This is a genomic window from Pseudomonas sp. DTU_2021_1001937_2_SI_NGA_ILE_001, from assembly GCF_032463525.1.
In the GTDB taxonomy this organism is placed as follows: domain Bacteria; phylum Pseudomonadota; class Gammaproteobacteria; order Pseudomonadales; family Pseudomonadaceae; genus Aquipseudomonas.
In genome coordinates, this window is the sequence record NZ_CP135971.1 from 1,571,764 (window position 1) to 1,585,542 (window position 13,779).

The following is a 13,779-nucleotide window of genomic DNA, read 5'->3' on the forward strand; positions in this document are numbered from 1 at the left end:
ATTCAATAAGGAGAAACACCCCATGCGTAAATCTTTTGCCTATGCCTTGATGCTTGCTGCTGCCGTCGGCCTGACCGCCTGCGACAAGAAATCCGAGAACACCCAGCAAGAGGCCAATAAAGCGGCCCAGCAGTCCCAGGAGTCCATGGAGAAGGCCCAGGAAAAAGTGAACGACGCGGCCAAGGAAAGCCAGGAAGCGGCGCAGAAGAATGCAGAAGCCGCCCAACAACGCGCCCAGGAAAACGCCAGCCAGGCACCGGCCACTACGCCGGAAACCGCGCCGAAGCAATAAGTTCCCCGATATAAATAATAAGGCCCGCTTAGTGCGGGCCTTATTATTTTCAAACGCAGCTCGATGTTTATATGGCTTAACGCCATTCATTGTTTCCGACCGCTGTACTGCTTAGGCCAGCGACTCGCGCGGCGCGCCCAGCCAGCGATCCACGGCCACCATGAAGGCGAGCGTGATAACCGAAGGCACCAGCCAGGCCAGACCTTGCGCACTCAGCGGCAGGTTTGCCAGCGCCTGCGGCAGATACTCGGTCAGGCCTGCCGTCTTGATGGCATCCACTGCACCGAACAACAGCGACACCAGCATCACCGGCGCAACGACACGGCTTGGGTGGCGCCACAGGCCATGGCAGAAGCTCAGGGCGACCAGCACGATGCAAGGCGGGTAGATGCCGGTCAGCACGGGTACCGACACTTCGATCAGGCGGGTCAGGCCGAGGTTGGAAACCAGCAGCGAGAACCCGGCCAAGCCTATCACCAGCGTACGATACGAAAGTGGCAGCAGGCGGCTGAAATACTCGGCGCAAGCACAGGTCAGACCGACGGCTGTCACCAGACAGGCCAGGGCGATCAGCGCGGCCAGGAAGCCACTGCCCAGCGTGCCGAAACTGTATTGCACATAGGCATGCAGCACCGCCGCACCGTTACTGGCACCTGCGGCAATCGCGTGGCTGCCCGACCCCAGACGGAACAGGCTGATGTACACCAGAGCAAGCCCTACTCCGGCGATCACGCCAGCGATCACGGCATAACGGGTAATCAGCTTTGGCGACTCCACGCCCCGCGAACGGATGGCGTTGACGATCACGATGCCGAACACCAGCGCACCCAGGGTATCCATGGTCAGATAGCCTTCGGTGAAACCCTTGGAAAATGCTCCATTGCTGTAGGCCGGCAGCGCCGCACCAATATCACCGGCGGGCATCACGAAGGCCGCCACGCCCAGCACGCCCAGGGCAATGATCTTCAACGGGCCCAGGAAACGACCAACGGTGTCCAGCAGGCGGCCGGGATACAACGACACCACCAGCACGATCAGGAAGTACACCAGGCTGTAGAGAAACAGCGCCAGGGGCGTATCACCGGTCAGCGGGGCGACGCCCACTTCAAAGGACACCGTGGCGGTGCGCGGGGTGGCGAAGAACGGCCCCACGGCCAGGTAACAGACGGTGGCGAGGATCAGGCCAGCGACGCGGCCGATTGGGGTGCTGAGGCTGTCCATGGCGCCACCGACACGCGCCAGGGCGATGACGGTCAGGACCGGAAGGCCCACGGCGGTGACCAGGAAACCCAAGGCCGCGGCCCACACGTTAGGACCGGCCTGCAGGCCGACGATGGGCGGAAAAATAATGTTGCCCGCCCCTACGAACAGGGCGAACGTCATGAAGCCCAGTGCCAGGATGTCCCGGCCTTTCAATACTTTCATCTAGGAAAACCACACTGCCGAATCAGGAACGATAAAGAAGACTCCCGCATGGCCGGATAGGGACAGGGGAAATTTGCCGCTCTCGTGAAGCAGGCGTGCAGCGCCTCGGGTCCTTGTGGGAGCCGGGCCGCACCGCGAAGCGTGCAAGGCTATCGAAATAACGCACAAAACGCACTAGTAAAGGGCGTAATACCGATGATCTGCACGGTTTCAAGGCTTTCAATGACGCATGAACGACAGTATTTGCCGGCTGCATGCACGATATGCTTGCAAAGCCAATGATGGAAGGAGCGGCTCGGCCGCGAAGAAACCCGAACGTCAGCGAGAATGCGTCGCAGCCCTCGCGGCTGAAGCCCTTGTAGAGGGTCAGACGTGCAGAAAAGACAAAGGCCACCCGAAGGTGGCCTTTGTACGAAGCAAGTATGACTTACTTCTTCATTTCCCAACCGGTCAGCTCGGCCAGAGCCTTACCGATGTCAGCCAGGGAACGAACGGTCTTCACGCCAGCGTCTTGCAGAGCGGCGAATTTCTCGTCCGCAGTGCCTTTGCCGCCAGAGATGATCGCGCCTGCGTGGCCCATGCGCTTGCCCGGAGGAGCAGTCACACCAGCGATGTAGGAAACCACTGGCTTGGTCACGTTGGCCTTGATGTAGGCAGCAGCTTCTTCTTCAGCGGAACCGCCGATCTCACCGATCATGACGATCGCTTCGGTCTTCGGGTCTTCCTGGAACAGCTTCAGGATGTCGATGAAGTTGGAGCCTGGAATCGGGTCACCACCGATACCGACGCAGGTGGACTGACCGAAACCGGCGTCAGTGGTCTGCTTGACGGCTTCGTAGGTCAGGGTGCCGGAACGCGAAACGATACCGACCTTGCCTGGCAGGTGGATGTGACCTGGCATGATGCCGATCTTGCACTCGCCTGGAGTGATGACACCCGGGCAGTTAGGGCCGATCAGGCGTACGCCCAGCTCGTCGCACTTGACCTTGGCATCCAGCATGTCCAGGGTAGGAATGCCTTCGGTGATGCACACGATCAGCTTGATGCCGGCGAATGCGGCTTCCAGAATCGAGTCCTTGCAGAAAGGAGCCGGAACGTAGATCACCGAAGCATCGGCGCCGGTGGCTTCAACGGCTTCCTTGACAGTGTTGAACACTGGCAGGCCCAGGTGAGTGGTGCCGCCTTTGCCCGGAGTCACGCCGCCAACCATCTGGGTGCCGTAGGCGATGGCTTGTTCGGAGTGGAAGGTACCTTGCGAGCCGGTGAAGCCCTGGCAGATAACCTTGGTGTCTTTATTGATCAGAACGCTCATTACTTGCCCTCCGCAGCTTTGACAACTTGTTGAGCAGCATCGGTCAGGCTGGTAGCTGCGATGATGTTCAAGCCACTTTCTGCCAGTACTTTAGCGCCCAGTTCAGCGTTGTTGCCTTCGAGGCGAACAACGACCGGGATTTTCACGCCGACTTCTTTCACGGCGCCGATGATGCCTTCGGCAATCATGTCGCAGCGAACGATGCCACCGAAAATGTTGACCAGCACTGCCGCCACGTTGCTGTCGGACAGGATGATCTTGAAGGCTTCGGTCACGCGCTCTTTGGTCGCGCCGCCGCCTACGTCAAGGAAGTTGGCTGGCTTGCCGCCGTGCAGGTTGACGATGTCCATGGTACCCATGGCCAGACCGGCACCGTTGACCATGCAGCCGATGTTGCCTTCCAGGGCCACGTAGTTCAGTTCGAACTTGGCAGCGTGAGCTTCGCGAGGGTCGTCCTGCGAAGGATCGTGGAAAGCCTTCAGCTTGGGCTGACGGTAGACAGCGTTGCTGTCGATGTTGATCTTGGCATCCAGGCAGTGCAGGTTGCCGTCGGCCTTGATCACCAGCGGGTTGATTTCCAGCAGGGCCAGGTCGTAGTCCTGGAACAGCTTGGCCAGGCCAACGAAGATGTTGGTGAACTGCTTGATCTGGTCGCCTTGCAGGCCCAGTTGGAAAGCCAGCTCGCGGCCCTGGTAAGGCTGAGCGCCAACCAGCGGGTCAACGGTGGCCTTGAGAATCTTCTCGGGAGTGTCGTGAGCGATCTTCTCGATGTCCACGCCGCCTTCGGTGGAGGCCATGAACACGATACGACGGCTGGAACGGTCTACTACAGCGCCCAGGTACAGTTCCTTGGCGATGTCAGTGCAGGATTCGACCAGGATCTTGGTCACTGGCTGACCATTGGCGTCGGTCTGGTAGGTCACCAGACGCTTGCCCAGCCACTGCTGAGCGAAAGCAGCTGCGTCTTCCTTGCTGCGAACCAGCTTGACGCCGCCCGCTTTACCGCGGCCACCAGCGTGAACCTGAGCTTTTACGACCCACTCGTTGCCGCCGATCTTATCGCAAGCTTCTGCGGCTGCTTCCGGGGTGTCTACTGCAAAGCCCTTGGATACTGGCAGGCCGTACTCAGCGAACAGCTGCTTACCCTGATACTCGTGAAGATTCATGCTTATTACCGTCTTTGTTTAGGCATTGCGCATTCGGTGCTGCACATCGGGTGTGCCGCACCACCTGTGACCGCTACTCCGGGTCGACTGCGGGAAATTCCGCAGCCGCCTGAGAGGTCGAGTCCGACGGGCTTTCCGCGGTGAGCCCTGAGAACAGGACTCACGACGGGCACCCCGCCGAGGTTTCCGTGTCTTAGCGCTTCTTGCGGTTCTGGATGTGGATGGCGCCGCCATTCACTGCCAGTGCCGCTTCGTGCATCGCTTCGGACAGAGTCGGGTGGGAGAAGACCATCATGCCCAGGTCTTCGGCGCTGGAGCCGAATTCCATGGCGATCGCACCCTGTTGAACCAGTTCTGCAGCGCTCGGGCCGATCACGTGTACACCCAGTACGCGGTCGGTCTTGGCGTCGGCGATGATCTTGACGAAACCGCCGGTGTCGTTGGCAGCCAGGGCACGGCCGCTGGCAGCGAACGGGAAGGTCCCGACGTTGACTTCGACGCCTTCACCCTTGAGGGTCTGCTCGGTCTTGCCGACCCACGCGATTTCCGGGTGGGTGTAGATAACCGACGGGATCAGGTTGTAGTTCATCTGGGCCTTGTGGCCCTTGATGCGCTCGACGACCATGATGCCCTCTTCCGAGGCCTTGTGGGCCAGCATCAGACCACGTACCACGTCACCGATGGCGTAGACGCCTGGAACGCTGGTAGCGCAGTAGTCGTCGACGTAGATGTAGCCACGCTCGTCCAGGGTCACGCCACTGTCGGCGGCCAGCAGGTCGGTGGTGACTGGGCGACGGCCGACGGCCACGATCAGGCGGTCGAAGGTGATCTTCTGCTCGCCGTTGGCATCGGTGTAGGTCACTTCGACTTCTTCGCCGTTGACCTGGGAACCGGTCACGCGAGCGCCCAGCTTGATGTCCAGACCCTGGTTGGTGAAGGTCTTCAGCGCTTCCTTGGCCACGGCTTCGTCAGCGGCTGGCAGGAACTTGTCCAGCGCTTCCAGGACGGTGACCTGAGCACCCAGGCGAGCCCACACGGAGCCCAGCTCCAGGCCGATCACGCCAGCACCGATCACGCCCAGGCGCTTAGGAACCTGTTGGAATTCCAGCGCGCCGGTGGAGTCGACGATGACCTTCTGGTCGACCGGAGCCGGCGGAATGTCGATCGGACGGGAGCCGGAAGCCAGGATAACGTGTTCGGCTTCGATGACTTCGACAGTGCCGTCGACCTTGGTCAGCTCGACCTTCTTGCCGGCCAGCAGCTTGCCGTGACCTTGCAGGGAGGTGACGCCATTGGCCTTGAACAGGCTGGCGACGCCGCCGGTCAGACCCTTGACGATGGTTGCCTTGCGGCCAACCATGGTCGGAACGTCGATGGAGACGTCACCGGTGCTGATACCGTGGACGTTGAAGCTCTTCTTGGCTTCGTAGTATTTCCAGGAGCTGTCCAGCAGAGCCTTGGAAGGAATGCAACCGACGTTCAGGCAGGTACCGCCCAGCGCCAGCTTGCCGTCCTTGTCCTGGTACTTCTCGATGCACGCGGTCTTGAAACCGAGTTGTGCGGCCTTGATGGCCGCCACATAGCCGCCTGGGCCCGCGCCGATCACTACGACGTCGAATTTCTGAGACATATAAAAGGATTCCTTTTTTAGCTTCGAGCTATCAGCTGCAAGCTGCAAGCTGAGCTGCGGAAAACCGCAGGCCAGCATTACAACACGATAATGACATTTGGGTTACAGCCTCAAGCGCACTGTCTTGCCGCATTCAGCTGCGGCTCGCCGACTGCTGCCTGAGGCGGCCCTACATCAGATATCCAGCAGCAGGCGAGCCGGATCTTCCAGCAGGTTCTTGATGGTCACCAGGAACGTCACCGCTTCCTTGCCATCGATCAGACGGTGGTCATAGGACAGCGCCAGGTACATCATCGGGCGAATCACGACCTGGCCGTTGACGGCCATCGGGCGCTGCAGAATGTTGTGCATGCCCAGGATAGCGGCCTGTGGCGGGTTGACGATCGGGGTCGACATCATCGAGCCGAAGGTACCGCCATTGGTGATGGTGAAGGTGCCGCCAGTCATTTCGTCGATGGACAGCTTGCCGTCGCGAGCCTTCTTGCCGAAGGTGGCGATGCCGCCTTCGATTTCGGCCAGGCTCATGTGCTCGGCATTACGCAGTACCGGTACCACCAGGCCACGGTCGCTGGAAACGGCTACGCCAATGTCCGCATAACCGTGATAGACGATGTCGTTACCATCGATTGAAGCGTTGACCGCCGGGAAGCGCTTCAGGGCTTCGGTAGCGGCCTTGACGAAGAACGACATGAAGCCCAGGCGTACGCCGTTGTGGGACTTCTCGAACTGGTCCTTGTACTTGGCACGCAGCGCCATGATCTCGGTCATGTCGACTTCGTTGAAGGTGGTCAACATGGCCATGTTCGACTGGGCTTCAACCAGGCGACGGGCCACGGTGGCACGCACGCGGGTCATCGGCACACGCTTCTCGGTGCGGTCGCCAGCGGCAACCACAGGCGCGGCAGCGGCGGCAGCCGGCTGGGCAGCCGGTGCAGCGGCGCCGGACTTCTTGGCTTCAACGGCAGCGACAACGTCTTCCTTGGTGATACGACCGTCTTTGCCGGTGCCTTTCACGTTGGCCAGGTTGATGCCGTTTTCTTCGGCCAGCTTGCGCGCGGCAGGCGCGGCAATGGCGTCTTCATCGGCAGCAGCGGCAGGTGCAGCGGCGGCAGGTGCAGCAGCAGGAGCCGCGGCGGCAGCAGGCGCGGCAGCAGCGGTGGCGCCCGCGTCCAGGGTCGCGATCACTTCGTTGGACAGGACGATGTCGCCCTCGCCTTTCACGATCGACGCCAGCACGCCGTCGGCTTCGGCCAGCACTTCCAGGACGACCTTGTCGGTCTCGATATCGACCAGCAGTTCGTCACGCTTGACCGCTTCGCCCGGCTGCTTGTGCCACTTGGAAATCGTGCCATCGGCAACGGATTCCGGGAAAGAAGGGGCTTTGATCTCGATAGCCATTATCTGTAATTCCTTAATTCGATTACTAATGCGCGAAGGCGTTAAACAGTGAAGGCATCTTGCAGCAGTTTTTCCTGCTGCTCGGCGTGCATCGAAGCGTAGCCACAAGCTGGCGCGGCGGAGGCGTCACGACCGGCATACTCGAGCACGAGGTTGCGGTTGTGGTTACCCATGCTGCGACGCAGATGGTGCTGGCTGCTGTACCAGGCGCCCTGGTTCATCGGTTCTTCCTGGCACCAGACCACATGCTTGAGGTTGGTATAAGGCGCGATGGCCTCCATCAGGTCGTCCTCGGGGAACGGATACAGCTGTTCGATACGCACGATGGCGATGTCTTCGCGGCCTTCGGCACGGCGCTTCTCGAGCAGGTCGTAGTAGACCTTGCCGCTGCACAGTACCAGGCGCTCTACCTTGGCCGGATCGAGGCTGTCGATTTCCGGGATCACGGTCTGGAAGGAGCCTTCGGCCAGGTCTTCCAGGGTCGAGATCGCCAGCTTGTGACGCAGCAGCGACTTCGGCGACAGGACCACCAGCGGCTTGCGCAGCGGACGGATGACCTGACGACGCAGCAGGTGGTAGATCTGAGCCGGGGTGGTCGGCACGCAGACCTGGATGTTGTGCTCGGCGCACAGCTGCAGGTAACGCTCCAGACGCGCAGAGGAGTGCTCCGGACCCTGGCCTTCGTAGCCGTGCGGCAGCAGCATCGTCAAGCCGCACAGGCGACCCCACTTGTGCTCGCCACTGGTGATGAACTGGTCGATCACGACCTGGGCACCGTTGGCGAAGTCGCCGAACTGGGCTTCCCAGATGACCAGCGCGTTCGGCTGGGTGGTCGAATAGCCATATTCGAACGCCAGCACGGCCTCTTCGGACAGGAAGGAGTCGTACAGTTCGAAGCTCGGCTGGTTGGGCGCCAGATTTTTCAGCGGCACGTAGGCGCTGGCATCTTTCTGGTTGTGCAGTACCGCATGGCGGTGCGAGAACGTACCGCGACCCACGTCCTGGCCGGTGATGCGCACGGGGTGACCTTCGTGCAGCAACGTGGCGTAGGCCATGGTTTCGGCGTAGCCCCAGTTGATCGGCAAGCCACCGGCCTGCATCTTCTGGCGGTCTTCGTAGATCTTCTGCACCTGGCGCTGAACGACCAGACCTTCAGGCAGCTCCAGCAGCTTGGCGGACAGCTCCTGCAACGTCTTGAGGTCGAAGCGGGTGTCGTGACGCGCGGTCCAGACGTGACCCAGGTAGGGACGCCAGTCGACGAACAGATCGCGGTTCGGCTCCTTGACCAGGCTCTTGACCACGTGCTGGCCGTTGTCCAGCGCGGTACGGTATTCGTCGACCTTGGCCTGTACACCAGCCTCGTCGAAGGCCCCGGACTTGACCAGTTGCTCGGCGTACAGCTCACGGGTCGTGCGCTGCTTGCTGATCTGCTGGTACATCAGCGGCTGGGTGCCGCTTGGCTCGTCGGCCTCGTTGTGGCCGCGACGACGGTAGCAGACCAGGTCGATGACGATGTCACGCTTGAACTGCATGCGGTAGTCGATCGCCAGCTGGGTGACGAACACCACGGCTTCAGGATCGTCGCCATTCACGTGCAGGATCGGCGCCTGGATCATCTTGGCAACGTCGGTGGCGTACTCGGTGGAGCGCGAGTCCAGCGGGTTGCTGATGGTGAAGCCGACCTGGTTGTTGATGACGATGTGCACGGTACCGCCGGTCTTGAAACCGCGGGTCTGCGACATCTGGAAGGTTTCCAGGACCACGCCCTGCCCCGCGAACGCGGCATCACCGTGGATGGAAATGGGCAGGACCTTCTCACCGGTCGAATCGTTGCGGCGATCCTGACGGGCACGAACGGAACCTTCGACCACCGGAGAGACGATCTCCAGGTGCGAGGGGTTGAACGCCATGGCCAGGTGGACTTCACCGCCTGCGGTCATGACGTTGGACGAGAAGCCCTGGTGATACTTGACGTCACCGGAACCCAGCTCGACCATCTTCTTGCCTTCGAACTCGTCGAACAGCTCGCGCGGGTTCTTGCCGAAGGTGTTGACCAGCACGTTCAGACGGCCACGGTGGGCCATGCCGATCACGACTTCCTTCACGCCATAGGAACCGGAGCGCTGGATGAGTTCGTCCAGCATCGGGATGAGGCTCTCGCCACCTTCCAGACCGAAACGCTTGGTGCCCGGGTACTTGGTGCCCAGGTACTTTTCCAGGCCTTCGGCGGCGGTAACGCGCTCAAGCAGGTGACCCTGGTTCTCGGCAGAGAACACCGGACGGCCACGGACGCTTTCCAGACGCTGCATGAACCAGTTGCGCTGCTCGGAATCCACGATGTGGGCGAACTCGGCGCCGATGGTGCGACAATATGTCTGCTGCAACGCCTCGAGGATTTCGCGTAGGCTCGCCTCCTCCTTGCCGATGAACAGGTCGCCGGCACGGAACACGGTATCCAGGTCCGCATTGGTCAGGCCGTAATGGTTGATCGACAGATCAGCCGGCACGGGACGTTGCCACAACCCCAGCGGGTCGAGCTGGGCCGCTTGATGGCCACGTACACGGTAAGCCTGGATCAACCGCAACACTTCAACCTGCTTCTTCTCGTGCTCGCTGCTCACACTGCCGGCGGACACCGGTTGAGCACGGCGCTGGTTCTTGGCCAGCAGCACGAAATGATCGCGAATCGTCGAGTGCGATACATCTGTGGCGGCGCTGCCATCGATCGGCAACGTCTGGAAAAAGGTGCGCCACTCTTCTGGCACAGCGTTAGGGTCGTGCAGGTAGAGCTCATAAAGCTCTTCCACATAGGCAGCGTTACCACCGGAAAGGTGGGCGCTGTTCCACATGCGCTGCATCACGCTTTCTTGCATGCTTGGTCACCCTCGGTAAGGGGACACCACCGGCGAAGACACAGAGCAATCTTGAGACGGTCGTGTGCAGCGACCGCAACAAGCCACTAAGGATCACGCAGATAGTCCGGGCACCAGCCCGGATGCCCCTGCTGGTCTCATTTCTTCAAAAGTTAGAGCGATAGCCCACGGGCCACACCCTGGTTAAGACTGCGGCGCCGACAATCGCCTGCGCCGCAGAGATTACAGTTACAGCGGTGCTACGGTACAGCGGTGTATCAGACGCCACTGCCCAGCAGCATGTTGCGCACGTGACCGATGGCCTTGGTAGGGTTCAGGCCTTTCGGACAGACGTTGACGCAGTTCATGATGCCGCGGCAGCGGAATACGCTGAACGGATCGTCCAGGGACGCCAGACGCTCGGCGGTGCGAGTGTCACGACTGTCGGCCAGGAAGCGATAAGCCTGCAGCAGAGCGGCTGGGCCCAGGAACTTGTCTGGGTTCCACCAGAAGGATGGGCAGGAGGTCGAGCAGCAAGCGCACAGGATGCACTCGTACAGACCATCGAGCTTCTCGCGATCTTCCGGGGTCTGCAGACGCTCGATGGCCGGAGCCGGTGTGTCGTTCTGCAGGAAAGGCCTAACCTTCTCGTACTGCTTGTAGAAGATGCTCATATCGACGACCAGGTCACGAATAACCGGCAGGCCTGGCAGCGGACGCAGGACCAGCTTGTTGTTCTTGACCACGGCAGACAGCGGTGTGATACACGCCAGGCCGTTCTTGCCGTTGATGTTCATGCCGTCGGAGCCACACACGCCTTCGCGGCAGGAGCGACGATACGAGAAACCTTCATCCTGTTCTTTGATCAGTGCCAATACATCCAGCACCATCAGATCCTTACCGCCGGTATCGACCTGGAAGACCTGGGTCGATGGCGCCGAGTCGGTATCTGGGTTGTAGCGATAAACTTCGACTTGCAACATAGCGGCCACCCTTAGTAAGTACGGACTTTAGGCTCGAACGCCGGTACGGTCTTCGGCGCAAAGTTGACTGAGCGCTTGGCAACCCGCTTCTCGCCCGGGAAGTACAGGGTATGGCACAGCCAGTTTTCATCATCACGATCTTCAAAGTCTTCACGCGCGTGTGCACCGCGGGACTCCTTGCGGGCCTCGGCAGCGACGGCGGTGGCTTCGGCGACTTCCAGCAGGTTCTGCAGCTCCAGCGCTTCGATACGCGCGGTGTTGAAGGCCTGGGACTTGTCGTTGATCTTGACGTTGGCGATACGCTCACGCAGACCAGCCAGTTGCTCGATACCCTTGAGCATGTACTCGCCGGTACGGAACACACCGAAGTAGTTCTGCATGCAGTTCTGCAGCTCGCGACGCAGGGTTGCCACGTCTTCACCGGTGGTGCGCTCGTTCAGAGCGGTCAGGCGGCCCAGCGCGACGTCGATGTCGGTATCGCTGGCATCGCGGTATTCGACGCCTTCGGACAGCGCCTTCTCCAGGTGCAGGCCGGCAGCGCGGCCGAAGACCACCAGGTCGAGCAGCGAGTTGCCGCCCAGACGGTTGGCGCCGTGAACCGATACGCAGGCCACTTCACCGACCGCGAACAGACCGTGGATGACCTGGTCGACGCCGTTGGCGTCCTGGGTGATGGCCTGGCCATGAATGTTGGTGGCGATACCACCCATCATGTAGTGGCAGGTCGGTACGACCGGAACCGGGGCCAGCACTGGGTCGACGTGAGCGAAGGTCTTGGACAGCTCGCAGATGCCTGGCAGACGTGCATGCAGCACTTCCTCACCCAGGTGGTCGAGCTTGAGCATCACGTGGTCGCCATTCGGGCCACAGCCGTTGCCGGCGATGATTTCCTTGACCATGGAACGGGCCACGACGTCACGACCGGCAAGGTCCTTGGCGTTGGGCGCGTAACGCTCCATGAAACGCTCGCCGTGCTTGTTGATCAGGTAACCACCCTCACCACGGCAGCCTTCGGTGACCAGTACACCTGCGCCGGCGATACCGGTCGGGTGGAACTGCCACATCTCGATGTCCTGGACCGGTACGCCAGCACGCAGGGCCATGCCCACGCCGTCGCCGGTGTTGATCAGGGCGTTGGTGGTCGACGCGTAGATACGACCCGCGCCGCCGGTGGCCAGTACGGTAGCCTTGGAGCGGATGTACATGGTCTCGCCGGTTTCGATGCAGATGGCGATGATGCCGACGAAGGCGCCATCCTGGTTCTTCACCAGATCCACTGCATAGTACTCGTTGAGGAACACGGTACCGGCCTTCAGGTTGGCCTGGTACAGGGTGTGCAGCAGGGCGTGACCGGTACGGTCGGCCGCCGCGCAGGTACGTGCCGCCTGGCCGCCCTTGCCGAAGTCCTTGGACTGACCACCGAACGGACGCTGATAGATACGACCGGTCTCGGTACGCGAGAACGGCAGACCCATGTGGTCCAGCTCGAAGACCGCTTCCGGACCCACCTGGCACATGTATTCGATTGCGTCCTGGTCACCGATGTAGTCCGACCCCTTGACGGTGTCGTACATGTGCCAGCGCCAGTCGTCGTTCGGGTCGGCAGAAGCGATGGCACAGGTGATGCCACCCTGGGCCGATACGGTGTGGGAACGGGTCGGGAACACCTTGGTGACCACGGCAGTCTTGTGACCGCCCTGAGCCAGCTGCAGGGCCGCGCGCATGCCCGCGCCGCCGCCACCGACGATGATGGCGTCGAAAGAAAGAGTTTTAGTGCTAGCCATTGATCAGATACCCCAAAGAATCTGCACGCCCCAGACGAAGTAAGCGAACATCGCAACGCCGCAAACGGTCTGGAAGAGGAAACGAATCGCAGTCGCCGACTTGCCCAGCGCCATCGGCGTCAGGTAGTCGGTGGAAATGGTCCACATGCCGACCCAGGCGTGGGCGCCCAGGGCAACCATGGCCAGCAGACTGAAGATACGCATCCAGTTGCTCGAGAACAGCGCATGCCATTCGGCGAAGCCGATGCCGGGGTGAGTGACGAGGTAGCCAATCAGGAAGATGAAATAAGCCGCGAGCACGACCGCAGAGACGCGCTGCGCCATCCAGTCATACAGGCCGGAGCGAGAAAGGTTAGTGACGTTGGTTACCATATCCAGACTCCCGCCAGCACGATCAGTACCACAGAAACGACGATTACGATTTTGGAGCCCAGCTTGCCGCCTTCCAGCGTCTCGCCGACTCCTGCGTCCATGATCAGGTGGCGCACGCCAGCCACCAGGTGATACAGAAGGGCAGACAGCAAGCCCCAGATGACAAGCTTCGCCAGCGGGCTGGTCAGACACGCTTTCACCTCACCGAAGCCTTCCTCGGACGCCAGGGATTTGTCCAATGCATAAAGCATGATGGCAATACCGACGAAGAGAATGACACCGGAGATACGGTGAAGAATGGACGTGTAAGCAGTGACTGGGAGCTTGATTGTCCTTAGGTCTAGATTTACAGGTCGTTGGCTTTTCACGGCTTTTTTTCACACTGAAGAGCCCCTAAACAACAGGGCAAGTTGTTGGGAAGTGCACTGGTCAGGTACCCACTACCCACGAAGTGACGACTGCCTGAAACTGGCTGGAAAGCCCGTGGCGGTCGGACGCCGAGTATAGACAGTTAGGCCACTAATGACAACGCGCAGACCAACCGCCAAAGGTGCATTGCGGCAGT

Annotated in this window: 11 protein-coding genes; 1 reads left to right on the forward strand and 10 read right to left on the reverse strand. The window is 60.8% G+C overall.

The features are described 5' to 3' along the window. Positions 1-22: 22 nt before the first annotated feature. Positions 23-292 carry a hypothetical protein gene (locus RRX38_RS06350; protein ID WP_295470403.1) on the forward strand — a complete coding sequence of 90 codons (270 nt, stop codon included), beginning with the start codon at positions 23-25 and terminating at the stop codon, positions 290-292. Between the two features lie 111 nt (positions 293-403). Here RRX38_RS06350 and brnQ read toward each other — a convergent pair whose 3' ends face one another. From brnQ to sdhC, 10 genes are all read right to left on the reverse strand, one after another. Continuing rightward, positions 404-1,717: a branched-chain amino acid transport system II carrier protein gene (gene brnQ, locus RRX38_RS06355; RefSeq protein ID WP_295470401.1), complete on the reverse strand. Its 1,314-nt coding sequence runs from the start codon at positions 1,715-1,717 to the stop codon at positions 404-406. Between the two features lie 427 nt (positions 1,718-2,144). Further along, the gene (gene sucD / locus RRX38_RS06360; RefSeq protein WP_295470399.1) at positions 2,145-3,029 is read right to left on the reverse strand and encodes a succinate--CoA ligase subunit alpha; all 885 of its coding nucleotides are present in this window, start codon (positions 3,027-3,029) and stop codon (positions 2,145-2,147) included. Next, positions 3,029-4,195: an ADP-forming succinate--CoA ligase subunit beta gene (sucC, locus tag RRX38_RS06365; protein ID WP_295470396.1), complete on the reverse strand. Its 1,167-nt coding sequence runs from the start codon at positions 4,193-4,195 to the stop codon at positions 3,029-3,031. The genes sucD and sucC overlap by 1 nt, the downstream gene beginning before the upstream one ends. A gap of 193 nt (positions 4,196-4,388) precedes the next feature. Further along, positions 4,389-5,825 (reverse strand): dihydrolipoyl dehydrogenase, encoded by a 1,437-nt coding sequence (gene lpdA, locus RRX38_RS06370; protein WP_295470395.1) that lies wholly within the window; start codon positions 5,823-5,825, stop codon positions 4,389-4,391. Between the two features lie 174 nt (positions 5,826-5,999). Further along, positions 6,000-7,223 (reverse strand): 2-oxoglutarate dehydrogenase complex dihydrolipoyllysine-residue succinyltransferase, encoded by a 1,224-nt coding sequence (gene odhB, locus RRX38_RS06375; protein WP_295470392.1) that lies wholly within the window; start codon positions 7,221-7,223, stop codon positions 6,000-6,002. Positions 7,224-7,264: 41 nt separating this feature from the next. After that, entirely contained in the window at positions 7,265-10,096 is a 2,832-nt protein-coding gene (locus RRX38_RS06380; RefSeq protein ID WP_295470390.1) for a 2-oxoglutarate dehydrogenase E1 component, read from the reverse strand. 257 nt (positions 10,097-10,353) lie between these two features. After that, on the reverse strand, positions 10,354-11,058 hold the full coding sequence (locus RRX38_RS06385) for a succinate dehydrogenase iron-sulfur subunit (RefSeq protein WP_315961963.1): 705 nt from the start codon (positions 11,056-11,058) through the stop codon (positions 10,354-10,356). Between the two features lie 11 nt (positions 11,059-11,069). Next, positions 11,070-12,842, reverse strand: a complete 1,773-nt coding sequence (sdhA, locus tag RRX38_RS06390; RefSeq protein ID WP_315961964.1) for a succinate dehydrogenase flavoprotein subunit — start codon at positions 12,840-12,842, stop codon at positions 11,070-11,072. Between the two features lie 3 nt (positions 12,843-12,845). After that, the gene (gene sdhD / locus RRX38_RS06395) at positions 12,846-13,214 is read right to left on the reverse strand and encodes a succinate dehydrogenase, hydrophobic membrane anchor protein (RefSeq protein WP_295470383.1); all 369 of its coding nucleotides are present in this window, start codon (positions 13,212-13,214) and stop codon (positions 12,846-12,848) included. Next, positions 13,208-13,582, reverse strand: coding sequence for a succinate dehydrogenase, cytochrome b556 subunit (gene sdhC / locus RRX38_RS06400; protein WP_056840038.1), 375 nt, complete (start codon positions 13,580-13,582; stop codon positions 13,208-13,210). Before sdhC ends, sdhD begins: the two co-directional genes overlap by 7 nt. Positions 13,583-13,779: the final 197 nt, after the last annotated feature.